Here is a 24,887-nt window from a genome sequence, read left to right on the forward strand (position 1 = left end):
GGCGCGCCGCTGCTTTTTCAGAAGGTCATCGGGGGGACGCGGCGCCGACCGCGCTCAGTCGAAATCCTGGCCCATCAGCGCGCGCTGGATCTCGCGCCGCACCAGACGGCGCACGTTCGAGGTGATCCGCTCGCCCAGCGTGCCGCGCAGCTCCTCGCGGATCATCTGCGCCACCATCTCGCGCAGCGTCTCCTCGTCGATCAGCGGCTCGGCAAAGGGCGCCTCGGCAGCCTCTGCGACGTCGTCGTCACTGTCACGCTCGAATTCCGCGCGCATTTCGTCGTAGCTCGATCGCCGGATCTCCGGGCGATGCGCCGGCTCCTCCGCATCGGAGAGATGCAGCCGCCGCGCGGTCTTCGGCTGCGCCAGCGAAAGCGCCGCCTCCGCCCAGTCCATGCCGGCGTCCTGCCCCGCCCAGGAGGCATCCTGCAGATCGGGATCGACCTCTCCGGGCGCATCCCCGTCAGCTTCGGCCACCGCCTCGGGCGCCTCCTCGACGAATTCGGCCTCGTCGATCTCCGCGGGCGAGCCGAAACGCGCCGCCATCGACAGCGCCTCCTCCTCCGCAGCGAAGGCCTCGGCATCGTCATCCACCGCAGGCGCCGCCTCCGGTTCGCTCAGCACGGCGGCCTCCGCAAAGGCCTCCGCATCGAAATTCTCGGGCAGATCGACGAGCGGCTCGGCCCCTTCCGCCTCGAAGCGGTCGCCCTCCTCGGGCTCGAACTCGACCTCGCTTCCGGTCACGGCCGCCTCCATCTCCGCGATCGTGCTCTCGAGCCGCGCGAGCTCGTCGCCGAGCGTCTCGGCCTCGGCATCCTCTTCCTCGACCGCCTCGCCAAGCGCCGCATCGGCGTCGTCAAGCAGGGCCCCGCTCTCCGCAAGCGCCGATTCCGCCGCGCGCAGAAGCGCCTCGGTCTCGCTCATCTCGGGTTCGGGAATCGCCGCCTCGGACATCTCCGGCTCCGCCGCATCCTCGATCTCCGCTGCGGCTTCCACAGGCGTCTCGGTCGAGAATTCAACGACTTCCGCGATGGGCTCCGCCGTCTCAGGCACGTCCTGCGCGAAGGGCGCCTCGTCGAAAGCCTCCGGAGCCTCCTCCGCCGCCTCGACCGCGGGAAGCTCCTCGGCCCCCTCCTCGCTCTCGACGCGCAGCGCCGGCGTCAGCACCAGGCATTGCGCCTCCGCGCCCCCCGCTGCGGCGCGATGCGGCGCCCCGGCCGCACGCGGCACCGCCGTATCCTGCGACACGAGCCGGCGGATCGACGACAGCACATCTTCAATCTCAAGGGTCTTTCCGGGTTCAGACATCATGTCCCCAATCCTGCGATCCGGCTGCGACTCTGTCCAGCCCTCTGTTGCATACAGAAGACGCCGCTGCAGGACATGCGCCGCAACCAAGCGAATGGGACTCCCACCGCGCTACACTCCGGGGTGCAAGAACCTCAGTTCTTGCCGATCGCGCTGAGCACACGGTCAAGGCTCTTGCCCTGAACACTGGTGATCGGCGCTTTCTGCACCGCATTGTAATAGCCTGCGGGGTCATAGGTCGGGATCCCGAGCTTGAGGTCTTCTACCGTAAGAAGACCCATAGCGGAAAGTAGTGAATAATATCCTACCTGCAAATCGGCCTCGGCCGTGATCCGCGACGCCCGCGCGTCGAGCAGCGTCTGTTCCGCGTCGAGCACGTCGAGCGTGGTGCGCGCGCCCAGCGTCGCCTCTTCCTTCACGCCCTTGTAGGCGATGTCGGCGGCCTGGATCTGCTCGTCATAGGCGCGGATCTGCGCGCGGTAGACGTCGATCGAGGCCCAGGCCTGCGCCACCGCGTCGGACACCTCGACCCCGGCCTCGCGCAGCGCGGCCTTCGCCTGGTCCCGCCCGGCGATCGCCTGGCGATGCACCGAGGAGAGCTTGCCGCCGGCATAGATCGTCTGCGTCAGGCCGACCCCGGCCGCGGTGTTCTTCGTGCCGCGCTCATAGACGGTGAAGCTGGCCGAACCGTCGATCTCCGGCAGCCGCTCCGCCACCGCGGCGGAAACGCTCAGCTCGGCGAGCGAAACGCTGTGCTGCGCCTGCTTGATCGAGGGATGCGCCCGCAGCGCGGTGGTGCGCGCGGTGTCGAGCGTTTTCGGCAGCACCGGCGCCTTCGGCAGCGCCGAGAGCTTCTCCGGATAATGGCCGATCGCCGCCTTGTAGGATTCGCGCGCGATCTGGTAATTGCCGCGCGCCGCAGCGAGCGAAGCCCGCGCCCCGGCGAGGGAGGCCTCGGCCTGCGACACGTCGGTCTTCGTCACCTCGCCCACATCGAAGCGATCCTGCGCCGCCTTCAGCTGTTCGCCGATCACGCGCACCGAATTCTCGTTGATCGCGACCTGCTCCGCGGTGCTTTTCACCGAAGTATAGGCGGAGATCGCGGAAAGCAGCACCTGCTGCTCGACCGAACGCAGCCCCTCGCGGGTGGAGAGCACCGCTTCCTTCTTCATGTCGACGGCAAGACGGCCGCGCCCGAAATCGAACAGCGTCACCGAAGCGACGAGCGAGCTGTAGGCGGTGAGCCGGTCATAGGTCCGACCGGCGGCCTTGTAGGTCGCGGCGGTCGCGTCGTTCTTCGTATAGCCGTAATTCGCGGTCCATTGCAGCACCGGGCGCAGATCGGAGACGGCCTGCGCGACATCTTCGTCGGCGGCGCGCAGCGTGGCGCGGTTCTGTTCGAGCAGATGCGAATTGCGATAGGCCGAGACCAGCGCATCGGCGAGGGTTTCGGCGGAAACGGCAAGCGTGCTGCCGATCAGGCCAAGGCTCGCCACCGAGGCAAGCAGGAGCGGTTTCAGTATCTTGCGGGTCATGCCTCAGTCCTCAAGGTTGCTGCAAGCCGCTTCTGGCGGCGGCCCGGTCATGCGGGCCGTTGTGATACGCCCCGCATATTCAATTCCGTCGATATGTCCCTGATACCGCGATTGCGCGATCAGAGCACGAACTCTTTTGCCGCAGCGAATCCCGGCAGCACCGGCGCGGTGGCGTTGAAGGCGTCGCGCCAGGCGACGAGCCCGTCGATCTTGCGCCCGATCCGCGCGATGCCGAGCGCGCCCTGCATGAAGATCGCGGCGATCCGGCCGCCTTCCTTGAGCTGATCGAGCAGCGCGGCGGGCAGATCCTCGACCCCGCCCTCGACGATGATGACGTCATAGGGGCCATGCGCCGGCTCCCCGGCGGTCAGCGTGCCGGCGACCACGGCGACATTGTCGGCCCCGACCTGCGCCAGCGCGGCCTCGGCCTGTTTCGCGAAATCGGCCTCCTCGAGGGCGACCACCGCCTCGGCCATGCGCGCGATCACCGCGCTCGAATAGCCGAGCCCGCAGCCGACATCGAGCACGAGATCGCTCGGCTGGATGTTGAGCGCGTCGAGCATCTTCGAGAAGCTGCGCGGCTCGAGCAGCACGCGACCGGGCGCAAACGGGACATTCTCGCCGATATAGGCGGCCTCGCGCTTGGCGGCGGGCACGAATTCCTCGCGCGGCACCTCGAGCATGGCGGCGATGATCGGGAATTTCGTCACGTCATTGGGGCGGACCTGGGTATCCACCATCATGATGCGGCGCGTGGCGAAATCTTGCATGATCTGAACTCTTCGGTCTGGTGATCCTAGGATCGGTTTTGCCACAGAAGACCGGGCGGGGCAACGGGCCGGGCGGCGGAATTGATCGGCACTGTTGCACAGACACTTGCGCCCGCGCGCGTGATTGGGTAGGGGAGAGCGACCTCGAGGCGGCGGGTTGGCGGAGAGGTTACGCAGCGGATTGCAAATCCGTGAAGACCGGTTCGATTCCGGTACCCGCCTCCAGATCCTCCAGACAGCGACATCCCCTTCCCGACACAGCCGCGTCACCCTCTGCGGTGCCTTGGTCTCTTATGTTTCGGGACAGATCTTCACGGCTGCGGCGGCGCGGGGTCGCGTCGTGCCGCCCCGGCCGATCCGCCGGGGATCCCGACGCCATGCGGCCGCCATCGGTGTCGCGAGGCGGGGCCGCAACCACAGCCCCCCTTCCCATCCAAGCCCTGCCCCAACTCAGGCGCCACGACCTTTCAACGCGGCGCGCAGCGCCTCGGTGACGCGCAGGATGCGCTCCTGATGGCGCTGCTCGGCATGGGTGACCAGCCAGATTTCCCGGACGAGCACGGGATCGGTCGCGGGAACCGGGGCAAGCTCCGCACGATCCTCGGCGACGAAATCGGGCAGCACGGCGATGCCCGCCCCCGCCGAAGCCGCCGCCGCCTGGAGCTGGATGTCATCGGCATAGAAGGCAAAATTGCCCTGGGCGATCCGGTTCAGGAGCACCTGTTGCGGCAGGGCCTAGGGCACATCCCCCTGACCGACATAGCGATACGCCGAGGCCGGGGTGTCACGCAGATACTCGGCATGCGCATAAAGCTGGAAGACCATTTCGCCCAGTTTCGAGATCGCCAGATCGCCGGTTTCGGGCCGGCTCAGACGGACGGCGATATCCGCCTCGCCCTGGCTGAGCGAAACGGCGCGCATCTCGCCGACGAGCTGGATCTCGAGCTCCGGATATTGGCGCTCCAGCCGGACAAGCGGCGCCACCAGACGCGCCGCCGCCAACGCGGGCGGGGCGGAGATTCGGACCCGTCCACGCATGCCGGGCTTCAACCCCGCCGCCAGCCGGCTCGCCCGCAAGGCGGCATCGCGCATCGGCCGCGCTGTCGCCGCGAGGTCATGCCCCGCCGCGGTCAACTGCAGCCGTCGGCCCCGGCGGTCGAAGAGGACCAGCCCGCTGTCGTCTTCCAGCGCGCGGATCCGGCGGGACACGGTCGTCCGCTGCGTCCCCATAATCTGCGCCGCGCCGGCAAGGCTGCCGCTGTCGACGACCGCCAGAAAATGCCGGAGATCTTCCCAGTCCATGCAACGCCCCTTCCGACCAAATGTACGATTTTCGCAACAATAATATGCATCATTTGCGCATTACAAATCACAGAGCCGATTGCGAGAGTGCGGCGGTCAACAAGGAGCCTGTGATGAGCCTGACCATCGAACTTTCCGCGCCGGGAGGCATCGAGAACCTCTCCGCCACGCGCCGCGATCCCGGGGAACCGGGTCCGGGAGAAATCCGTCTGCGCCAACTGGGGGCGGGCGTGAATTTCATCGACATCTATCAGCGCACGGGGCTCTACCCCCTGCCGATGCCGGCCATTCTGGGGGTCGAGGGCGCGGGGGTGATCGAAGCGCTCGGCCCGGATGTCGAAGGCCTGGCGGTCGGCGAGCGTGTGGCCTATGCGGGCATTCCCGGCGGCTATGCCGAGGTGCGGCTGCTGCCGGCATGGCGGGCGATCCCCCTGCCCGACGCGCTCCCGACCGAGATCGCCGCCAGCAGCCTGCTGCGGGCCTTCACCGCGCATATGCTGCTGCAGCGGGTCTATCCGGTGAAACACGGCACGACCATTCTCGTCCATGCCGGGGCGGGCGGGCTGGCAAGCCTCGTCATCCCCTGGGCACGGCAGCTGGGCGCGCGGGTCATCTCGACGGCAAGCTCCGAGGAGAAGGCCGATCTGTCACGCCGCTACGGGGCCGAACGGGTCATCGTCGGGCGCAATGCCGATATCGCGCAAACGGTGCGCGACTGGACCGACGGCAAGGGGGCGGAGTTCACCATCGACGGGATCGGCGGCCCGACCCTCGAGGCCTCGCTGAACGCCACCGCGAAATTCGGCATGATCGCAAGCGTCGGTCAGGCCGGCGGGCCTGCCGGCCCGATCACGCTGGACAGCCTCGGCCCCCTGCGCAGCCTCGCCCTCGCCCGCCCCAGCGTGATGGCCTATCTGGCCGACCCCGCAACCTACAAAGCCGCCGCACCGGATGTGCTGCGCGCCTTGCAGCGGCCATCCGCGGTCGCGCCCGGGCCGCGGTTTCCGCTGACCGAAGCGGCGGCCGCGCAACATGCGCTGGAAACGGGCGCGACATCGGGGGTGCCTCTGCTGGTGATCTGAGCGCACCTCCGACCCCGCCGCCTCATCTCGCGCCACCGCGGGGTGAGGCGCCCGGCCTCGGCCGGCGCCCCGCCGCCCTCCTCTCCCCTCCGTGAAACCCTCTGGCGACAAAGCGCTTCTGTCCGGCCGCAGGCTTGGTTAGGCTGCGCAGGAACCCGATCGGCGCGGAGGCGTTCGGGAAGAGTTTGATGGAGAGAAAGATGCGCAAGACCCTGATCCTGATGCTGGCGCTGAGCGCGCTGGCCGCCTGCGAAACCGTCAAGGGCGCGGGCCGAGACATGCAGGCCGCCGGCGCGGCGGTGACGCGAGAGGCCGGCAAGGCGCAAAGCGACATGTGAGGAAACCCCTCGCAGCGAATGACCTGAGCCCCGGTCGTACCGGGGCTTTTTCATGCGCAGGGGCGTCCAGACGGGTGACTCGACTGCCGATGGCCGAACCGGCTTTTCCGTCCCCGCTGCGCTTGCCCAAGGTGTCGGTCGCGCCGGACGCTGAATCATGTCCCTGAAAAGAATTGACCCCGCCAGAGGCGGGGTCGGCTGGCTCTCGCAGGCTTGCTCGGGCGTTCGCACCTCAAAACGCTCCGCAGGAGCGTTTTGCCGGGGGCCAAGGCCCCCGTCGGTGCTCACTCATCCATCTTCAGCGCGGCGATGAACGCCGTCTGCGGGATCTCGACCTTGCCGAACTGCCGCATCTTCTTCTTGCCGGCCTTCTGCTTCTCGAGCAGCTTCTTCTTGCGCGTCGCGTCGCCGCCGTAGCACTTCGCCGTCACGTCCTTGCGCATCGCGCTGAGCGTCTCGCGCGCAATCACCCGCGCGCCGATCGCCGCCTGGATCGGGATCTTGAACATGTGCCGCGGGATCAGCTCCTTGAGCTTTTCCACCATCGCGCGGCCCCGCGCTTCGGCGCGGTCGCGGTGCACCATGATCGAAAGCGCATCGACCGGCTCGTCGTTCACCAGGATCGACATCTTGACCATGAAGTCCTCGCGATACTCGCTCAGCTGATAGTCAAAGCTCGCATAGCCCTTGGTCACCGATTTCAGCCGGTCGTAGAAGTCGAACACCACTTCGGAAAGCGGCAGGTCATAGACCACCATCGCGCGCGAACCGGCATAGGTCAGGTCGAGCTGGATGCCGCGACGATCCTGGCAGAGCTTCAGCACGTCGCCCAGATATTCGTCGGGCACCATGATCGTCGCCTTGATCCGCGGCTCCTCGATATGGTCGACATAGGTCAGGTCGGGCATGTCTGCGGGGTTGTGCAGATCGCGGACCTCGCCGTCCTTCATATGCAGCTTGAACACCACCGAGGGCGCCGTCGTGATCAGGTCGAGATCGTATTCGCGCTCCAGCCGGTCACGGATCACCTCGAGGTGCAAAAGCCCCAGGAAGCCGCAGCGGAAACCAAAGCCCAGCGCCGCCGAGGTCTCCATTTCATAGGAGAAGGAGGCGTCGTTCAGCGCGAGCTTCTCGATCGCGTCGCGCAGCGCGTCGAAGTCGTTCGCATCGACCGGGAAGAGGCCGCAGAACACCACCGGCTGCGCCGGCTTGAAGCCCGGCAGCGGCGTCTCGCAGCCCTTCTTTTCGTGGGTGATGGTGTCGCCGACGCGGGTGTCGCGCACCTGCTTGATCGAGGCGGTGAAGACGCCGATCTCGCCCGGGCCAAGCTCGGCGATATCGACCATCTGCGGTTTCAGCACCGCGAGCTTGTCGATGCCGTAGATCGCGCCGGTCTGCATCATCTTGATCCGGTCGCCCTTGCGGATCACGCCATCCATCACGCGGATCATCACGACCACGCCGAGATAGGGGTCATACCAGCTGTCGACGAGCATCGCCTTGAGCGGCGCCTCGCGCTCGCCCTTCGGCGCGGGCAGGCGGTGCACGATCGCCTCGAGCACGTCGGGGATGCCGAGCCCGGTCTTCGCCGAGATCGGAATCGCATCCGAGGCGTCGATGCCGATGACGTCCTCGATATTCGCCTTCACTGCGTCGGGATCGGCGGCGGGCAGGTCGATCTTGTTCAGCACCGGCACGATTTCGTGGCCGGCATCAATCGCCTGATAGACGTTCGCAAGCGTCTGCGCCTCGACGCCCTGCGAAGCGTCGACGACGAGCAGAGACCCCTCGACCGCGCGCATCGAGCGGCTGACCTCATAGGCGAAGTCGACATGTCCGGGGGTGTCGATCAGGTTCAGGATATAGGTCTTGCCGTCCTTCGCCGGATATTCGATCCGCACGGTGTTCGCCTTGATCGTGATGCCACGCTCGCGCTCGATATCCATGCTGTCGAGCATCTGCGCCTTCATGTCGCGCGCAGCCACCGTCCCCGTCAGCTGGATCAGACGGTCGGCGAGGGTGGATTTGCCGTGGTCGATATGCGCCACGATGGAGAAATTGCGGATCAGGTCGAGCTGGGTCATGGGGCGGCGTATAGCCGTAAAAACAAGGGCCGGGAAGGGGCTTTGCGCGCCCGCGCCGCTGTGTCAGGCTGGCGCTTGCCGCAACTGCGAAAGGTGCTGCCGATGTTCCCCGCAACCTTCCCCGCCCCTGCCGGTTTTCCGGGCGCCGCAAGGCTGCTCGCGCCGGCGCAGGACTGCCGGTTCTGCCATGTCTCGCGCGTTACCGTCGCCGGCCCTCTCGACGCGCTCGAAGCCTGGAACGCGGTGATGGCGCGGCGATTGCCGGGCTTTGCGCTTGCGGTGAAGATCCGCGACGCGATCTCCGCGCGCTTCGGGGTGGAGCGCATCGAAGGGTTCAGCGGCGCGCAACGCAGCCACATCGCCGCGGGCGAAAAACTCGATTTCTTCCTCGTCGAGGAGGCGCGCCCCGAACGCCTCCTGCTCACCGCGCGCGACCGCCATCTCGACGTGATGACCTGCGTCACCGCCACGCCCGTCGCCGGGGGGACGGAGGTCGCGATCACCTCCTCTGTGGTGACGCACAACCTCTTCGGGCGGCTCTACATGCTGCCCGTCGGACCGGCGCATCGCTTCATCGTCCGGGCGATGTTGTGGCGGTTGCGCCGCGCCCGCGCCGAGGCCGCAAAACCCCATTGACGCGCGCCCTGCACGGGCGCAGATCATTCGCATCCAAAGCCGGAGAAACGCCATGATCCTTTCCGTTCCGAACATGACCTGCGGCCATTGCAAGGCCGCCGTCGAATCGGCGATCACCGAAGTCGGCGGCAAGGCGCTCGTCAGCCTCGAGGACCGCGAGGTCGAGGTGAACGGCCTGCCCGAGGAAACCGTGCTCGCCGCGCTCAAGGCCGCGGGCTACGAGGCCGAGGTGATCGCCTGACCCAAGGGCTTGGGGCCTCGCGCCCCTGCCCCACCACGGGTTGCAAGGCGCGCGCGGGCGGCGGAAATCCGCTCACCGCATTGAGATTTCTTGCCGAATCCGTTAGAATCCGCTGCAAATTGACGGGCGCAGCACCGACTTCGCCCGCGGACATGAGGCAGCAGATGAAAAAACTCCCGATCGTGATCGCATTCCTTGTCATGGGCAGCGCCGCCGTGGCCGGCCCGGTGGAAAGCGCCTGCATGCGCGCCGGCCGCACCGCGGACCGCGCCCTGTGCGGCTGCATCCAGCAGGTCGCCGACATGTCGCTGACGAGCGCCGACCAGCGCCGCGCCGCCGCCTTCTTCAAGGATCCGGAAAAGGCCCAGGAAGTGCGCATGTCCGACCGCGCCTCGGACGAGGATTTCTGGAACCGCTACAAGAGCTTCGCTCAGAACGCCGAATCGCTCTGCGCGCGCTGAAGCCGGACGAGAAGCGCCTGCGCCCCCGCCTCGACGATGTCGAGGCAGCCATCGAAATCGCGGGTATAATAGGGATCGGGCACCTCATGGGGGCCCGTTTCGCCGTCGAGGAACAGCGCGATCTGCGCGCGTGACCCTGCCGGCGCCAGCGCCTGCGCGTCGTGCAGGTTCTGCCGGTCCATCGCGAGAATCAGATCGAAGCGGTCGAAATCCTCGCGCGTGAGCTGGCGCGCCCGCAGCGCGTGCAGGTCATGGCCACGCATCGCAGCCGCGGCGATCATCGGCCCGTAGGGCGGATGGCCGAGATGCCAGTTGCCGGTGCCCGCGCTGTCGAGTTCGACGACAAAGCCGGCCTCGTCAGCGAGCGAGCGGAACACGCCTTCGGCGGCGGGCGAGCGGCAGATGTTGCCAAGGCAGAGAAACAGGATACGCATGGGAGAAGATGTAGCGGAGGATCGGCCGATGGCAAAGATCGTGATTCTGACCGGCGCGGGGATCTCGGCGGAAAGCGGCATCCGCACCTTCCGCGCCTCGGACGGGCTTTGGGAGGAGCACCGGATCGAGGATGTCGCCACGCCCGAGGGTTTCGCCCGCGATCCGGCGCTGGTGCATCGGTTCTACAACGCGCGCCGGGCGGCGGCGGCGGCGGCCGCGCCCAATGCCGCGCATCGCGCGCTGGCCGAGCTTGAGGCCGATCCGCGATTCGAGGTGCTGGTGGTGACGCAGAACGTCGACGACCTGCATGAGCGCGGCGGCTCGCACAACGTCATCCACATGCACGGCACGCTTGCCGGCGCGCTTTGCGCCGCCTGTGGCGCGCGCTGGCCCGCTCCGATGGAAATGCGCCCCGCCGACCCCTGCCCCGAATGCGGCCGCCCCGCGACGCGCCCCGACATCGTCTGGTTCGGCGAGATGCCCTATCGGATGGAGGAAATCTGGACGGCCCTGCGCGCGGCCGATCTCTTCGTCTCGATCGGCACCTCGGGCAATGTCTATCCCGCCGCGGGATTTGTCGCCGACGCGATGCACGCGGGCGTTCCGACGCTCGAGCTCAACCTCGAACCCTCCGCCGGAACCCGGCTTTTCGACGAGGCCCGCCACGGCCCGGCGACCACCGTGGTGCCCGAATGGGTGGCCGGGCTGCGCGCGAGAGGCGCATGAATCGCTTGACGCGGGGCCGCTTTGCCCTTATGCCCCGCGGACAGATTTCCGGGCGTCGCCTTGCGCGGCGTTCGTATTGTTGGAATAGGGCTGCCGTGCGCGCCCCGAGGAAACGAAGGATAACGCCATGTCGCGCGTCTGCGAACTGACCGGCAAGGGCCCGATGTCGGGCAACAACATCAGCCACGCGAACAACAAGACGCGTCGCCGCTTCCTGCCGAACCTGAACGATGTCACCCTGATCTCCGACGTGCTCGGCCAGTCGTTCAAGCTGCGCGTCTCGGCCGCCGGCCTGCGCACCGTGGACCACCGCGGCGGGCTCGACGCCTTCCTCGCGAAGGCCTCGGATTGCGAGCTGTCGGAAAACGCGCTCAAGATCAAGAAGGCGATCCTCAAGGCCCAGGCCGCCGCCTGATCGCGCCTTCGACGCATTGAACGGGCCCCGTGCTTCCGCGCGGGGTCTTTTCTTTTGGCCGGGCAGGCGACGAATCGCCCTCCCCCGCGCGAAGCCTCTGGCGCCCCCCGCGCCCCGCCGCTACTCTCGCGCCATGACCCAACGCGTGATGCGATCCGTCCTGAGCGCCGCAATGGCGGCGATCCTCGCGGTGACGAGCCTGACCATGGCCGTCGCCCGCGGCGAGACGCGCGTGGGCACCGAGATCGTCATCTGCACCGGCTACGGCATCACCACGGTCACGGTGGACGAAGAGGGCAATCCCACAGGCCCTGTCCACCTCTGCCCCGACATGGTGCTCGGCATGATGGCCGCGCTCGACACCCCGCCCCCGGTCTTCACGCGTCCCGAAGGCCGGGTGGAGCGGATCGAGCCGGTCGAGCCGATGCAATTGCGCGGCACGCAGGTGCCGCAGCCGCGTGCGCGCGATCCGCCGGCCACTGTCTGACCTTCGTCTCAAGACAACCTGGACCGACTGGAGAAAAAATGTTCCGTTTCCCCCGCGCCTTGGCCGCCGCGGCCGTTTTCTGCGCCCCTCTCGCCTGCGCCCCCGCCGCTTTCGCGCAGGACAGCATCACCATCGTCGATGCCTATGCGATCGCCTCGACCCCGATGTCGAAATCCGGCGCCGTCTTCATGGAGATCGACAACGCTTCCGCCACTGCCGACCGGCTGGTGAAAGCCTCCTCCGACATCGCCGACCGCGTCGAGCTGCATACCCACAAGGCCGGCGCCAATGGCGTGATGCAGATGCTCGAGGTGCCCGAGGGCTTCGAGATCCCGGCCGAAGGCAAGCATGCGCTCGCCCGCGGCGGCGATCACATCATGTTCCTCGGCCTGCGCCAGCCGCTGACGGGGGGCGACACCGTGCATCTAGTGCTGACCTTCGAACAGGCAGGCGAGGTCGCCGTCGACGTGCCCGTCAAGACCGCCTCGCCGATGGGCACGATGCAGATGAACGGCATGGACCATTCGGCGATGCCCGGCATGGGCGGCATGCAGGGCATGCCCGCGAACTGATCCCGTCTCGCGGCGCTCAGTTCCCGAGCGTCGCGAGCATTTCCGCCGCGGCCACCGCCGGGGCGGTCCGCCCCTCGGCCACCGCCTCGCCCAGCGCGCCCATCTTCGCCCGGATCGCCGGATCCGCGGTCAGCCGCGCCAGCAGCCCCTCGCGCACTTCCGCCTCGAACCAGTGGCGCGCCTGCGTCGCCCGGCGCCGGTCGAAGGCGCCATTCGCCCGCCGCCAATCGGCCAGCGTGCGCATTTCCTCCCAGGCCTTGGCGAGCCCGTCCTCCGCCAGCGCCGAGACCGGCAACGCCTTGGGAAAGCCCTCCGGATCCTGCGGCCGCTTGCGCAAAAGCCGCAGCGCCCCGGCGTAATCGCTGACCGTGCGCATCGCCGCAGGCTTCAGATCGCCATCGGCCTTGTTCACGAGGATCATGTCCGCCATCTCCATGATGCCGCGCTTCACCCCCTGCAGCTCGTCGCCGCCCGCCGGCGCCATCAGCAGGATGAAAAGATCGGTCATCTCGGCGACCAGCGTCTCCGACTGGCCCACGCCCACCGTCTCGATCAGCACCACGTCGAAACCCGCCGCCTCGCAAAGCGCCACCGCCTCGCGCGTGCGCCGCGCCACGCCGCCCAGTTGCGCCTGGCTCGGCGAGGGCCGGATGAAGGCCATCGGATCGCGCGAGAGCCGCTCCATCCGCGTCTTGTCGCCGAGGATCGAGCCGCCCGACCGCGCCGAACTCGGATCGACCGCCAGCACCGCCACCTTCAGCCCCTGCGCCGTCAGCATCATGCCGAAGGCCTCGATGAAGGTCGACTTGCCCACCCCCGGCGTGCCCGAAAGCCCGATCCGCAGCGCCTGCCGCCCGCTCTGCGCGATCCGGTCGAGCAGCGCCGTCGCCTGCGCGCGGTGATCGGCGCGCCCCGATTCCACCAGCGTGATCGCCCGGGCAAGCGCGCGGCGCTCTCCGGCGATGATTCGCGTGGCGAGATCCTCGGTCTGGGCGGGGGAGGCGGAAACGGGTTGCATCGGCAAGCCTTTGCTGAGGAGGACGGATCTGACGAAAGCGTCATCCGTCGTGACACTGTTTCGGTTTCATGCCCTCTTCGGGCGGTGTATGTCCAGAGCCAAGGCCAATCGCGAGGAAGCCATGATCCGCATGACCCCGACCCTTTCGCGGGCCGCCGCCCGCAGCGCCCTGCTGGCGCTCGGTCTTTTCGCCGCGGCGCCGCTGCAGGCCGACCAGACCGACCGCATCGTCTTCGACGTGGTGCTGAAGGGTGTCTCCGCCGGCCGGCTCAGCATCAACGGCAAGATCACCGGCGCGACCTACGGCGCCAATGGCACGATGGAGACGACCGGCCTCGCCGCGATGCTGCGCACGATCCGCTACGACGCCTCGGTGAGCGGCAGTTTCGCGAATGGCGCCTTCACGCCGACGCATTTCGAGGAAACCGCCGAGCGCGGCGACGACAAGGCCAGGCATGTGATCGTCTATCAGGGCGGCGTGCCCGTTTCGGTCAGCCGCGAGCCGCCGCGCAAACCGCGCGCGACCGATGTCGACCCGGCGAAACAGGCCGGCACGATCGACCCGCTCACCGCGCTTTACGCGGTCTTGCGCGACGTCGACCGCAGCGATGCCTGCAAGCTCACCGTAACCATGTTCGACGGCGCGAAACGCTCGCAGGTGGCGCTTTCGGCGCCGGTGGAAAAGGGCAAGGGCGTGGTCTGCACCGGCGAATACCGCCGGCTCGAGGGCTTCTCGAAGAAGGAGATGGCGGAGAAGAGCCGCTTCCCCTTCACCCTGACCTATGCCCCCACCCCCGACGGCCAGCGCCTGCAGGTCGTCGAGATCGAGACCGATACGATCCTTGGCAAAGGCCGGCTGAAACGGCGATAAGGGCCGGGTGAACCACAGGCTGCCCATAGACGACGTGATCCCCGAGCTGCGCGACGCCCTCGCGCGGGCGGGCCGTGCCGTGCTGATGGCGCCCCCCGGCGCGGGCAAGACGACGCGGGTGCCGCTTGCGCTGATGGATCAGATCGCCGGGCGGATCGTGATGCTCGAACCCCGCCGCCTTGCCGCGCGCGCCGCGGCCGAGCGGATGGCCGAATCGCTGGGCGAGGCCGTCGGCACGACGGTCGGCTATCGCATCCGCGGCGAGGCGAAACTCTCGAAGGCCACCCGGGTCGAGGTGGTGACCGAGGGCATCCTCACCCGCATGCTGCAATCCGACCCCGAGCTGACCGGCGTCGGCCTCGTCATCTTCGACGAATTCCACGAGCGCTCGCTCAACGCCGATCTGGGCCTTGCCCTCGCCTGGGAGGCCCGCGGCGCGCTGCGCCCCGATCTGCAACTGCTGGTCATGTCCGCGACACTCGACGCCGAACCGGTGGCGGCTCTGCTCGACGATGCGCCCGTGGTCCGCTCGGAAGGCCGCGCCTTTCCGGTGGAAACCCGCTGGCTTGGCCGGTCGCTCGCCCCCGGGCTGCGGCTTGAGGCGGCAACCGCCGCGCTGATCGAGGAGGCGGTCGCCGAAACCACTGGCGGCGTGCTCGTCTTCCTCCCCGGCGAGGGCGAGATCCGCCGCACCGAGGCGCTGCTGAAAAACCGCCTGCCGCCCGAGGTCGCGATCCGCCCGCTCTTCGGCGCGATGGAATTCGCCGCCCAGCGCGCCGCGATCGCGCCTGTCACCGCGGGGCGCAAGGTCGTCCTCGCCACCGCGATCGCCGAAACCTCGCTCACGATCGAGGACATCCGCACCGTCGTCGATGCCGGGCGCGCGCGGCGGCTGCGCTTCGACCCGGCCTCGGGCATGGCGCGTCTGGTGACCGAGCGCGTCTCGCGCGCCGAGGCCGAGCAACGCCGCGGCCGCGCCGGGCGCGTGGCGGAAGGGATCTGCTACCGGCTCTGGACGAAGGGAGAGGAGGGCGCGCTCGCGGCCTTCGCCCCGCCCGAGATCGCGGTGGCGGATCTTGCCGGCCTCGCGCTCGAACTTGCGCAATGGGGTTCGGACGGCAGCGATCTCGCCTTTCTCACCCCGCCCCCGCCCCCGGCGCTGGCCGAGGCGCGCGCGCTGCTCGAAAACCTCGGCGCGCTCAAGGGCACGCGGATCACCGCCCATGGCCGCGCGCTTGCCGCCCTGCCGCTGCACCCGCGGCTCGCGCATATGCTCGTCACCGCCGGGCCCGAGGCCGCGACGCTCGCCGCCGCGCTGGAAGAGCGCGACCCGATCCGCGGCGCGCCTGCGGACCTTGCGCTGCGCCTCGCCGCGATCGCCAATCCCGGCCGGTTCGAGGCCGATCACCCCTGGCCGGTGCATCGCGGCGCGGTGGAGCGCATCCGCCTCGAGGCGAAACGCCTCGCCCGCCTCGTCACGCCCGGGACCGAGCGCTTCTCGCTGGCCGAGCAACTCGCGCTCGCCTACCCCGACCGGATCGGGCTGCGCCGCAAGGGCGAGGCCGCGCGCTATGTGCTTTCGGGCGGCAAGGGTGCCGTGGTCGACGAGAGCGACGCGCTCGGAAAACACCGCCTGATCGTCGCCTCCGATCTCGACGGCGACCCGCGGGAGGCGCGCCTGCGCCAGGGCGTCGCGCTCGCCGACGCCGAGCTGCGCCGTCTTTATGCCGATCAGATCCGCTGGCAGGATGTCTGCGAATGGTCGAAGCGCGAGGGCCGCGTCGTGGCGCGCCGGCAGGAGCGCTTCGGCGCCCTCGTGCTCGAGGACCGTCACTGGCCCGAGGCCCCGCCCGCGGCGCTGGCGCGCGGCGCGCTCGACGGGCTGCGCCAGATCGGGCTCACGCTTTCGCCCGCCGCCGCGCGGTTCCGCGCCCGCGTCGTGATCGCGCGCGAGGGGAACCCCGATCTGCCCGACCTTTCCGACGAAGCGCTCCTCGCGGGCGACGCCCTGCTGCCCTTCCTGACGAAGGCGCGGACCGAGGGCGATCTGCGCAATCTCGACCTCACCGAGGCGCTGCGCGCGCAGCTCGACTGGGGTCAGATGGCCGAGCTCGACCGCCTCGTGCCAAGCCATTTCGAAACCCCGCTCGGGCGCCGCGTGCCGATCGACTACTCGGGCGAGGTGCCGACGATCGAGGTGAAACTGCCCGAGATGTATGGCCTCACCACCCACCCCACCGTCGGACAAAAACGCCACCCGCTGCGCATCGCGCTGCTCTCGCCGGGCGCGAAACCGATCCAGGTCACGATGGATCTGCCCGGTTTCTGGGATGGCTCCTACGCCGAGGTGCGCAAGGAAATGCGGGGGCGCTACCCCCGCCATCCCTGGCCCGAAAACCCGCGCGAGGCCGATCCGACGACGCGCGCGAAGCCCCGCGGCACCTAGGCCACCAGCGCCTTCACCATCATCAGCGCAAAGCCGACGATGAAGAGCCAGGCGATCGCGCCAAGGGCGAGCGGCCGCAGCCCCTTCAGCCGCAGCTTGCGCACGTCGGTTTCCAGCCCCATCGCGGCGAGCGCCATGGCGAGCAGGAAGGAGGTCACCATCACGATCTGATGGCTCACCGCCTCGGGCACCTTCACCGCGGAGTTGACCAGCATCACCGCGATGAAGCCGAAGACGAACCAGGGCATCGGGGGGCGGGCGGTCGAGGCCTCCTCCGCGCGCCGCGCCGCGATCGCGCCAAGGCTCAGGATCAGCGGCGCGAGCAGGATCACGCGACCGAGCTTTGCCACCGTTCCGATCTGCCCGGCGTGATCGTCGAGCGCGAATCCCGCCCCCACCGCCTGCGCCACCTCATGCACCGAGGCGCCGACCCAGATCCCGTAGCTTTGCGACACGAGGCCGAGCGGCGCGGCCAGCATCGGCATGAAAATCATCGAAAGCGTGCCGAAGATCGTGACGCAGGCCACCGCATAGGCGACATCCTCGTCGCTGCCGCGCGTCACCGTGTTGCAGGCGATCACCGCCGAGGCGCCGCAGACCGAGGTGCCGGCGGCGATCAGTTCGGCAAGCTGCCGGTCGACGCCGAGCAGCCGCCCCATGAACTTGGTAAAGACGAAAGTCGCGCTCAGCGTCGCGACGACGACGGCGATGCCGCTCAGCCCGATCTGGTCGAGTTCGGTCAGCGTGAGCTGGAAACCGAGCAGGATGATCGCGAAACGCAGCACGCGCTTGAGTGAGAAGGCGATGCCCGGATGCGCGGCGGGCAGGAACCCCGCGGTATTGCGGATCGCGATGCCCAGAACCATCGCCACGATCAGCGGCGACAGCGCCTTGATGCCCAGCAGATGCGGGATCGGCACCGAGACGGCGGCAAGCCCCGCGGCAAGCGCGAGGCCGGGCAGAAGCGGCGTGATCCGGCCGAGGAAATTCTGCGGCGGGACGGGGGCGGTGGTTTCGGACATCGGGGACTCCTTGGTTCGGTGCAGAATGCCTCCGATGCTGCAATCGAAAAATCAGATTGTTCTTCTGATTTCATTCGGAATTGCTTATCAATTTTCCATGACGCTCGATCAGCTCCGCATCTTCCTCGCCGTCGCCGCCGAAGGCCATGTCACCCGCGCCGCCCGCGCGCTGAACCTGACGCAATCGGCGGTCTCGGCGGCGGTCTCGGCGCTGGAGACCCGCCACGGGGTCAAGCTCTTCGACCGCGTCGGCCGCGGCATCGTGCTGACCGAGGCCGGGCGCGCCTTCATCCCCGCGGCGCAGGCGGTGCTGAACGCGGCGGGGGCGGCGCAATCGGTGCTCGACGATCTCGTGCAGGAAACCCGCGGGCGGCTGCGCATCCACGCGAGCCAGACGGTGGCGAGCTACTGGCTGCCGCCCTATCTCGCGCGGCTCAAGGCGGCGCATCCCGGGGTCGAGCTGGTGCTGACGCAGGAGAACACCGCGCAGGTCGCCGCCGCGGTGGCCGAGGGCGCCGCCGATCTCGGCTTCGTCGAGGGCGAGGTCACGCAGCAGGATCTCGTGCGGCGGGTGGTGGCGCGCGACGAGCTGGTGCTGGTGATGCCACGCGGCGAGATGCGGGCGGAGCGCCTGGCGCTGACCGCCGCCGATTACCGCGCGCTGCGCTGGATCCTGCGCGAGCCGGGCTCGGGCACGCGGGCAAAGACCGAGGAGCATTTCGCAACGATGGGGCTTGCGCTGACCGATCTCGAAGTTGCGCTCGAATTCCCCTCGAACGAGGCCGTGCTCGCGGCGGTGGCGGCGGGCGGCGGGGTCGCGATGCTCTCCGAGCGCGCGGCGCAGGCGGGGGGCGCGCGTGTCGTGCTGCGCCCGGTGAGCTGGGTCGCCAAACCCGAACGGCCCTTCGCGATGCTGAGCCATCCCCAGCGTCACCGCAGCCGCGCGGCCGCGGCGCTGATCGCGCTGATCGAGGGTTAGAGGTCCGCGATCACCGAGGCGGCATCGCTGAGCGTGGCGAAATCCGCGCCGAGCAGGCCGAAGGTGACGGCGGCGATCTGCTCCGCCCCGAGCCCCATCATCGGCAGATCGAAGCCCAGCACCGCATCGGTCGGCAGCACCACCTGAAACCCGAGGTCACAGGCCGCGCGCACCGTCGAGGTGACGCAAAAGCCAAGCACCGCACCGGTGACGATCAGCCGGGTGATGCCGCGCGCGCGCAGATGCGCGGCGAGATCGGTCGAGGCAAAGGCCGAGGAGGTCGACTTGATGAAGACTGCCTCCCCGGGCAGCGCCGTATCGCATTGCATCGGCTGCGCGCCCGGCGCGTCGGCGTGAAAGCCCGAAGCGGGATCGGCCTCGTGATGGCGCACATGCACCACCTCGCCCCCCATCGCCCGGCAGGCCGTGGCCAGCGCCGCGATCTTTGCCGGCGCATCGGGGTTCACCGCGTCGCGCCCGGCATCGAGCCGCGCCTGCATATCCATCTGCATGTCGATGATCAGAAGCGCGCTCTTGCTCATGGGGATCTTCTTCTTGGTCAAAATACTCCGGGGGTGCGGGGGCGGCGCCCCCGCCCGCGTCTTACTTGCCGAGGCACCAGCGCATCACCGCCTTCTGCGCGTGCAGCCGGTTTTCCGCCTCGTCGAAGATCACCGAATGCGGCCCGTCCATCACCGCCGAGGTCGCCTCGTCGTTGCGATGCGCCGGCAGGCAATGCATGAAGAGCGCGTCGGGTTTCGCCTTCGCCATCAGCTCCTCGTTCACCTGATAGGGGCGCAGCTGGTTGTGCCGCCGCTCCTTCGCCGATTCCGGATCGTGCATCGAGACCCAGGTGTCGGTGACGATCAGATCGGCGCCCGCGACCGCCTTCGCCGGATCGCGCTCGATCTCGACAGTCACCCCCTTCGCGCGGGCGAAGTCGATCCAGTCGCGTTCCGGGTCGAGCGTCTGCGGCCCGGTGAAGGTGAAGTCGAAGCCGAACTGACCCGCCGCCTGCATCAGCGAGGCGCAGACGTTGTTGCCGTCGCCCGACCAGACCACCTTGCGCCCCTTGATCGGGCCGCGGTGTTCCTCGTAGGTCATGATGTCGGCCATGATCTGGCAGGGATGGGTGCGGTTCGTCAGCCCGTTGATGACGGGGACGGAGGCATATTCCGCCATCTCGAGCAGCGTCGCCTCCTCGAAGGTGCGGATCATGATGAGATCGACGTAGCGGCTCAGCACCCGCGCGGTGTCGGCGATCGTCTCGCCATGGCCGAGCTGCATTTCCTTGCCCGAGAGCACCATCGTCTGCCCGCCCATCTGGCGCACGCCGACGTCGAAGGAAACGCGGGTGCGGGTCGAGGGCTTTTCGAAGATCAGCGCGACCATATGCCCCTTGAGCGGCATGTCGTCGTCGGGTGCGCCCTTCGGGCGGCCTTGACGGGCGTCCTTCATCGCGCGGGCAGAATCGATGATCTTGCGCAGGTCGCTGGCGTCGGTGGTGTGCAGGTCGAGGAAATTGGGCATCGTTTCGTCTTTCTGGCGGAAGCCGGGGGCGCTGCCCCCGGACCCCCGGAGTATTTCGGCCAAGAAGAAATCAGGCCGGTTTGTGGTCGAGGGCGGCGGCGGCGGCATCGAGGCGGCGGACGGCCTCGGCCATGTCCGCCTCGGAGATGGTCAGCGCGGGCAGAAGGCGCAGCACGTTATGCGCGGCCGGCACGGTGAGCAGGTTCTCGGCATAGCCCGCCTGCACCACCTCGGCCGGCGCGACCTTGCACTTGAGGCCAAGCATCAGCCCCTGCCCTTGCACCCCTTCGAAGACATCGGGATGCGCGGCGACGAGCGCCTCGAGCTTCTGGCGCAGGAAACCGCCCTTCGCATGCACCGCGGCGAGGAACTCGGGGGTGGAAACGATCTCCATCACCTTCGCGCCCACCGCACAGCCGAGCGGGTTGCCGCCATAGGTCGAGCCATGGGTGCCCGCGGTCATGCCCGAGGCGGCCTCTTCGGTCGCCAGCACCGCGCCGAGCGGGAAGCCGCCGCCGATGCCCTTCGCCACCATCATGATGTCAGGCGTCACCCCCGTCCATTCATGCGCGAAAAGCCGGCCGGTGCGACCCATGCCGCATTGCACCTCGTCGAAGATCAAAAGCGTCCCGGTCTCTTCCGAAATCTGCTTGAGCGCCTGCATGAAGGCGTCCGAGGCCGGGCGGATGCCGCCCTCGCCCTGCACCGGCTCGATCAGGATCGCGGCGGTGTTTTCGGTGACGGCCGCGCGCACCGCCTCGATGTCGTCCCAGGGCAGATGCACGAACCCCGGCATCAGCGGGCCAAAGCCCTTCACCATCTTCTCCGAGCCGGCGGCGGCGATCGCGCCGGTCGAGCGGCCGTGGAAGGCGCCCTCGAAGGTGATGACCTCGATCCGCTCCGGCTGACCTTTGTCATACCAGTACTTGCGCGCCATCTTGAGCGCGAGCTCGCAGGCCTCGGTGCCCGAGTTGGTGAAGAAGACGGTGTCGGCGAAGGTCGCCTCGACCAGCCGGTCGGCCAGCAGTTGCTGTTCCGGGATCTGGTAGAGGTTTGACACATGCCAGAGCCTGTGCGCCTGCGCGGTGAGCACCTCGACCAGTTCCGGCGCGGCATGGCCGAGCGCATTCACCGCGATCCCCGCGCCGAGGTCGAGATATCGTCCGCCATCCGCCGTCTCGAGCCAGGAGCCCGCGCCTTTGACGAAGGCGAGCGGCGCACGGTTGTAAGTCGGAAGGACGGAAGCGATCATTTTCTGCTCCATGAATGGAAGGCCAAGGGGTGCAACGCGACCGGGCATCTGTCAACGGTTTCGGCGCGTGGACCCGGGATTATCGGCAGGTTTTGACGGGGATGTGGCAAGCCGCCACGGCAGATCGGACGTCAGACGCAGGGGCGGCGACGTCGCGGACGGGCGATAAGGGCGGTCCGGGTGATCATGCGGCGCAGGTATCGCCGCGCCTGTGCGATGTCAAAGGAAATCGGCTCGCGCTCAGGCCTTCATCCGGTACCCCGCGCGCAGCCAGGCCCAGGCGAGGCCGAGCACGAGCGCAAGCGCCGGCAGCACCACGGCCAGCCCCTGCCAGGGCGAGGCGTCGGAGGTGCCAAGAAAGCCATAGCGCGCCCCGTCGATCAGATAGAAGACCGGGTTGAAATGGGTGAAGCTCCGAAACGCGGGGGGCAGCGTCTCCACCGAGTAGAAGGTGCCCGACAGGAACGAGAGCGGCGTGACGATGAAATTGGTGATCGCCGCCATCTGGTCGAACTTGTTCGCCCAGATCGCCGCGACGACACCAAGCCCGCCGAGCAACGCCGCGCCGAGCACGATCCAGAGCAGCGCCCAGAGCGGATGCGCCACCCCGATCCCGAGCGCGAGGAACAGCCCCGCCGCGATCAGCACCGCCACCGCGAGCGACCGCGCCACCGCCCCGGCGAGATAGCCCGCGAGGATCTCCCAGGGCGCGAGCGGCGGCATCAGCGTGTCGACGATATTGCCCTGCACCTTGGCGATCACGATCGAGCTCGAGGTATTGGCGAAGGCGTTCTGGATCACCGTCATCATCAGGATGCCGGGGGCGAGGAAGTCGAGGAAGGGCACGCCGAGCACCTCGCCGCGTTTCGCCGCCCCGAAGGCCAGCGCGAAGACGGTGAGGAAGAGCGCCGCGGTAATCACCGGGGCGAGCAACGTCTGCTGCCAGACCGCCACGAAGCGGCGCACCTCGCGCCCGGCCAGCGTGGCAAGGCCCAGCCCGTTGACCCGCCCGAAGCGGCGCACCCCCATCTCGCGCATCGTCCCCTCCCGTTTTGGCCCTGCCTACCCGCCCCGGCGTGCGCCCGCAATCGGTCCGCCCCTTGAAATCGGGGCCCGGCGCTTGTATCTCGCCCTGTCCCGACTAGAATGGGGCGAAACGCCCGCAAGGGCCAAACGAGGTGTGCCGATGTCCTGGACCGATGAACGCGTCGAACTTCTGAAGAAGATGTGGACCGAGGGCCAATCGGCAAGCCAGATCGCCAAGGAACTCGGTGGCGTGACCCGCAACGCGGTGATCGGCAAGGTGCATCGCCTCGGCCTCTCGAACCGCGTCGGCGGCCCCGAAGGCAGCGCGCCCGAGGCCGCTCCGGCCCCCGCGCCCGCGGCGAAGCCGGTCGAGGCGCCCGCCGTGGCCGCCCGCCCGGTCGAGCCCGCGCCCGAGCCGCCGCGCCCCGCCGCGGCCGCGCCTGCGCCCACGCCGATCCGCCCGGTGCCGCAGCCTGTCGCCGCGGCCCCCGCCCCCGCCGCCACCCCGGCGCTGCGCAAGCCGATGGTGCCCGCCGGCCAGCCGCTGCCGCCGCAGCCCTCGCTCAACGAGATCAGCCCGGAGACCCTCGCCTCGGTGCGCGAGGTCGAGAAGCGCTCGCGCAAGATCGGGCTGATGGAGCTGACCGAGCGCACCTGCAAATGGCCGATCGGCGACCCGGCGACCGACAATTTCTATTTCTGCGGCCTGCCGAGCCAGCCCGGCAAACCCTATTGCGAGGCGCATGTCTCGGTCGCGTTCCAGCCGATGAGCGCCCGCCGGGATCGTCGGCGCTAAGCCGGCGAGGCCCGGCAAGGCGTCAGGGCTTCGGGATCGTCGGCGCTGAGCCGACCCCACCCCGCAAAGCACTACAGGAACAGCATGAAAAAGAGGGCGCCTTTCGGCGCCCTTTCAGTTGGCTCTCTACAGCTCAGAACCTGCGGGTCCAGCCGATCGAGGCGCTCACCTGATGCATTTTCAGCTTCACGGTGCCGCCCGTCGGCCCCATCGAGGTCATTTCCGGCCCGCTCACGGTGTTCTTCTTCACATAGGAGAAGGCGAAATCGAGACGATCGCGATCGTTCAGCTTCTTCGTTCCGCCGAAGCTGAAGTGATCTTGCACGATACCGGGCGCGAGGATGTTGAAGGTCACGTCATCGGTGCCCACCGGATTGGTCGCATGCGCGAAACCGACGCGCCAGGTCATGTCCGGCGTCTGCTGCCATTCCGCGGCGATGCGGATCACGTCGACATCGTCCCAGCCGAAACCGGCACCGCCCTTGGCGCCCAGCGCGCCCGAGGTCATCGGATCGGCCACCGCAGGCACGTCGCTGTAGAAGATCCGCTCATAGTCGAGCAGCAGCGTCAGGTCGGACCGCGGATGGAAGGCCACGCCCGCGGTGATCGCGGCCGGGATGTCGAAGGAGCCGCCGTTCTCGAACAGACCGGCATAGTCCTTCAGCTTCGACATGTGGAACTTCGTCTGCCCGGAGAGGCCGAAGGCGACCTGCGGCGTGACCTCATACTGGAAGCCGGCGCGCAGGCCGAAGCCCGTCGAGATATCGGTGCCATTGTTGGTCAGCTTCGCCGGATTGACCGACATCGTGCTGAAGGCGGCAAGACCGCGGGCCGAGAAGGCCTGCACCGCGAGCGTCGGCGCGACACCCCAGCTGAAATTGCCCTCCTTCTTGGCGTAGCCCACCGAAACGAACAGCTGCTCGAGGTTCACACCCGCCTTGCCGGCGCAGAACACACCGGTGCCGCCGCCGCAATTCGCGTTCGCCACCGCCGGATAGGAGGTGTTCATGCCGCCATTGCCATAGGCCGAGACGTTCAGCACCCCGCCATTCGCAAGCGGCAGATTGTAGGCGAAGTTCGGCATCAGGAAGTAGTCGTGCCCGCTTTTCGTGGTGCCGGGGGCAACGAACATCGTGCCCTTGCCGGTCACCGAGCGGATCGGCGAGAACAGCTGCATGCCGAAGCTCAGCTCCTTGCCGACCGAGGCGACCGCCGCGGGGTTGATCGAGCCCGACATCGCATCCTGTGACCAGGCGACGCCGGCCCCGGCCACGCCCTGTTGCTGGACGCCATAGCCGAGTGAGAAATAGCCTTCGGTAGCGAGTGCGGCATGGGGCAGTGCAAGGGCGGCCAGGCCCAGAGCAACAGACCCTGCCAGCCGCCGCTTCGCGGAACTGAACATGGGAACCTCCAGTCGTGCCGGATGATGGGAGAGGGACGCGAGCCTCCGGCGGAGCGTCGCATGCGAGTCTGAAACCACAGAACGTTTAACAATTCTGTGATCCAGATCAGAAAATACCTGCATATGACCAGGTCACCGCCGGAAGGGATCAGC

General features: G+C 68.3%; 25 protein-coding genes, 1 tRNA gene and 1 pseudogene. 14 read left to right on the top strand and 13 right to left on the bottom strand.

Annotation, left to right across the window (positions count from 1 at the left end):
- Positions 1-54: 54 nt before the first annotated feature.
- The 3 genes from AB7U46_RS01620 to AB7U46_RS01630 form a co-directional block, all read right to left on the bottom strand.
- Positions 55-1,308, bottom strand: coding sequence for a hypothetical protein (locus AB7U46_RS01620; RefSeq protein ID WP_428335179.1), 1,254 nt, complete (start codon positions 1,306-1,308; stop codon positions 55-57).
- A 134-nt stretch (positions 1,309-1,442) separates the two neighbouring features.
- A complete protein-coding gene (locus AB7U46_RS01625; protein WP_428335180.1) occupies positions 1,443-2,843 on the bottom strand; it encodes a TolC family outer membrane protein in 1,401 nt (466 codons plus the stop codon).
- 119 nt (positions 2,844-2,962) lie between these two features.
- Positions 2,963-3,613 carry a protein-L-isoaspartate O-methyltransferase family protein gene (locus AB7U46_RS01630; protein WP_428335181.1) on the bottom strand — a complete coding sequence of 217 codons (651 nt, stop codon included), beginning with the start codon at positions 3,611-3,613 and terminating at the stop codon, positions 2,963-2,965.
- Positions 3,614-3,764: 151 nt separating this feature from the next.
- Between AB7U46_RS01630 and AB7U46_RS01635 the strand changes: the two genes are divergently transcribed.
- Positions 3,765-3,838 (top strand) — tRNA-Cys (locus AB7U46_RS01635).
- A 225-nt stretch (positions 3,839-4,063) separates the two neighbouring features.
- Here AB7U46_RS01635 and AB7U46_RS01640 read toward each other — a convergent pair.
- Positions 4,064-4,915: pseudogene (locus AB7U46_RS01640) on the bottom strand (LysR family transcriptional regulator).
- Between the two features lie 113 nt (positions 4,916-5,028).
- Here AB7U46_RS01640 and AB7U46_RS01645 point away from each other — a divergent pair.
- Together AB7U46_RS01645 and AB7U46_RS01650 are read left to right on the top strand one after the other, a co-directional pair.
- Entirely contained in the window at positions 5,029-5,997 is a 969-nt protein-coding gene (locus AB7U46_RS01645; protein WP_428335182.1) for a quinone oxidoreductase family protein, read from the top strand.
- 200 nt (positions 5,998-6,197) lie between these two features.
- A complete protein-coding gene (locus tag AB7U46_RS01650) occupies positions 6,198-6,335 on the top strand; it encodes an entericidin A/B family lipoprotein (protein WP_428335183.1) in 138 nt (45 codons plus the stop codon).
- A 284-nt stretch (positions 6,336-6,619) separates the two neighbouring features.
- Here the strand turns inward: AB7U46_RS01650 and lepA are convergent, their stop codons facing one another.
- Entirely contained in the window at positions 6,620-8,419 is a 1,800-nt protein-coding gene (lepA, locus tag AB7U46_RS01655; RefSeq protein ID WP_428335184.1) for a translation elongation factor 4, read from the bottom strand.
- Between the two features lie 102 nt (positions 8,420-8,521).
- On the opposite strand from lepA, the gene AB7U46_RS01660 reads away from it, so the two are divergent.
- The 3 genes from AB7U46_RS01660 to AB7U46_RS01670 all read left to right on the top strand — a co-directional run bounded on the left by AB7U46_RS01660 (position 8,522) and on the right by AB7U46_RS01670 (position 9,757).
- On the top strand, positions 8,522-9,055 hold the full coding sequence (locus AB7U46_RS01660) for a DUF2867 domain-containing protein (protein WP_428335185.1): 534 nt from the start codon (positions 8,522-8,524) through the stop codon (positions 9,053-9,055).
- Between the two features lie 52 nt (positions 9,056-9,107).
- Positions 9,108-9,296: a copper chaperone CopZ gene (copZ, locus tag AB7U46_RS01665; protein WP_428335186.1), complete on the top strand. Its 189-nt coding sequence runs from the start codon at positions 9,108-9,110 to the stop codon at positions 9,294-9,296.
- Between the two features lie 164 nt (positions 9,297-9,460).
- On the top strand, positions 9,461-9,757 hold the full coding sequence (locus tag AB7U46_RS01670) for a hypothetical protein (protein WP_428335187.1): 297 nt from the start codon (positions 9,461-9,463) through the stop codon (positions 9,755-9,757).
- Here AB7U46_RS01670 and AB7U46_RS01675 read toward each other — a convergent pair.
- On the bottom strand, positions 9,727-10,191 hold the full coding sequence (locus AB7U46_RS01675; RefSeq protein ID WP_428335188.1) for a low molecular weight protein-tyrosine-phosphatase: 465 nt from the start codon (positions 10,189-10,191) through the stop codon (positions 9,727-9,729). The two genes, AB7U46_RS01670 and AB7U46_RS01675, sit on opposite strands and share 31 nt — an antisense overlap.
- Before the next feature lie 28 nt (positions 10,192-10,219).
- On the opposite strand from AB7U46_RS01675, the gene AB7U46_RS01680 reads away from it, so the two are divergent.
- The 4 genes from AB7U46_RS01680 (at position 10,220) to AB7U46_RS01695 (ending at position 12,392) form a co-directional block, all read left to right on the top strand.
- On the top strand, positions 10,220-10,918 hold the full coding sequence (locus AB7U46_RS01680) for an NAD-dependent deacylase (RefSeq protein ID WP_428335189.1): 699 nt from the start codon (positions 10,220-10,222) through the stop codon (positions 10,916-10,918).
- A 127-nt stretch (positions 10,919-11,045) separates the two neighbouring features.
- Positions 11,046-11,333, top strand: a complete 288-nt coding sequence (rpmB, locus tag AB7U46_RS01685) for a 50S ribosomal protein L28 (protein ID WP_428335190.1) — start codon at positions 11,046-11,048, stop codon at positions 11,331-11,333.
- 145 nt (positions 11,334-11,478) lie between these two features.
- A complete protein-coding gene (locus tag AB7U46_RS01690) occupies positions 11,479-11,820 on the top strand; it encodes a hypothetical protein (RefSeq protein WP_428335191.1) in 342 nt (113 codons plus the stop codon).
- Between the two features lie 38 nt (positions 11,821-11,858).
- Entirely contained in the window at positions 11,859-12,392 is a 534-nt protein-coding gene (locus tag AB7U46_RS01695) for a copper chaperone PCu(A)C (RefSeq protein ID WP_428335192.1), read from the top strand.
- 16 nt (positions 12,393-12,408) lie between these two features.
- Here AB7U46_RS01695 and meaB read toward each other — a convergent pair whose 3' ends face one another.
- Positions 12,409-13,410, bottom strand: a complete 1,002-nt coding sequence (gene meaB, locus AB7U46_RS01700; protein WP_428335193.1) for a methylmalonyl Co-A mutase-associated GTPase MeaB — start codon at positions 13,408-13,410, stop codon at positions 12,409-12,411.
- A gap of 121 nt (positions 13,411-13,531) precedes the next feature.
- Between meaB and AB7U46_RS01705 the strand changes: the two genes are divergently transcribed.
- Positions 13,532-14,281, top strand: coding sequence for a DUF3108 domain-containing protein (locus tag AB7U46_RS01705; RefSeq protein ID WP_428335194.1), 750 nt, complete (start codon positions 13,532-13,534; stop codon positions 14,279-14,281).
- 7 nt (positions 14,282-14,288) lie between these two features.
- Complete coding sequence (gene hrpB, locus AB7U46_RS01710) at positions 14,289-16,727, top strand: ATP-dependent helicase HrpB (RefSeq protein WP_428335195.1); 2,439 nt, start codon at positions 14,289-14,291, stop codon at positions 16,725-16,727.
- On the opposite strand, the gene AB7U46_RS01715 is transcribed toward hrpB, so the two are convergent.
- Positions 16,724-17,749: a YeiH family protein gene (locus AB7U46_RS01715; RefSeq protein WP_428335196.1), complete on the bottom strand. Its 1,026-nt coding sequence runs from the start codon at positions 17,747-17,749 to the stop codon at positions 16,724-16,726. The genes hrpB and AB7U46_RS01715 overlap by 4 nt on opposite strands.
- Before the next feature lie 97 nt (positions 17,750-17,846).
- Here AB7U46_RS01715 and AB7U46_RS01720 point away from each other — a divergent pair, with 97 nt between their 5' ends.
- Positions 17,847-18,728 (top strand): LysR family transcriptional regulator, encoded by an 882-nt coding sequence (locus tag AB7U46_RS01720; protein WP_428335197.1) that lies wholly within the window; start codon positions 17,847-17,849, stop codon positions 18,726-18,728.
- Here the strand turns inward: AB7U46_RS01720 and AB7U46_RS01725 are convergent.
- The 4 genes from AB7U46_RS01725 to AB7U46_RS01740 form a co-directional block, all read right to left on the bottom strand.
- Positions 18,725-19,270: an isochorismatase family protein gene (locus AB7U46_RS01725; protein WP_428335198.1), complete on the bottom strand. Its 546-nt coding sequence runs from the start codon at positions 19,268-19,270 to the stop codon at positions 18,725-18,727. The genes AB7U46_RS01720 and AB7U46_RS01725 overlap by 4 nt on opposite strands.
- A 61-nt stretch (positions 19,271-19,331) precedes the next feature.
- Positions 19,332-20,258 (bottom strand): ornithine carbamoyltransferase, encoded by a 927-nt coding sequence (gene argF / locus AB7U46_RS01730; RefSeq protein WP_428335199.1) that lies wholly within the window; start codon positions 20,256-20,258, stop codon positions 19,332-19,334.
- A gap of 70 nt (positions 20,259-20,328) precedes the next feature.
- The gene (locus AB7U46_RS01735; protein WP_428335200.1) at positions 20,329-21,510 is read right to left on the bottom strand and encodes an aspartate aminotransferase family protein; all 1,182 of its coding nucleotides are present in this window, start codon (positions 21,508-21,510) and stop codon (positions 20,329-20,331) included.
- A gap of 240 nt (positions 21,511-21,750) precedes the next feature.
- A complete protein-coding gene (locus tag AB7U46_RS01740) occupies positions 21,751-22,539 on the bottom strand; it encodes an ABC transporter permease (protein ID WP_428335266.1) in 789 nt (262 codons plus the stop codon).
- 157 nt (positions 22,540-22,696) lie between these two features.
- Between AB7U46_RS01740 and AB7U46_RS01745 the strand changes: the two genes are divergently transcribed.
- Positions 22,697-23,332, top strand: a complete 636-nt coding sequence (locus AB7U46_RS01745) for a GcrA family cell cycle regulator (protein ID WP_428335201.1) — start codon at positions 22,697-22,699, stop codon at positions 23,330-23,332.
- Between the two features lie 133 nt (positions 23,333-23,465).
- Here the strand turns inward: AB7U46_RS01745 and AB7U46_RS01750 are convergent, their stop codons facing one another.
- Positions 23,466-24,734 carry an OmpP1/FadL family transporter gene (locus AB7U46_RS01750; RefSeq protein WP_428335202.1) on the bottom strand — a complete coding sequence of 423 codons (1,269 nt, stop codon included), beginning with the start codon at positions 24,732-24,734 and terminating at the stop codon, positions 23,466-23,468.
- Positions 24,735-24,887: the final 153 nt, after the last annotated feature.

Origin of the sequence: Paenirhodobacter sp. (assembly GCF_050177655.1) — a bacterium.
GTDB lineage: Bacteria > Pseudomonadota > Alphaproteobacteria > Rhodobacterales > Rhodobacteraceae > Rhodobacter.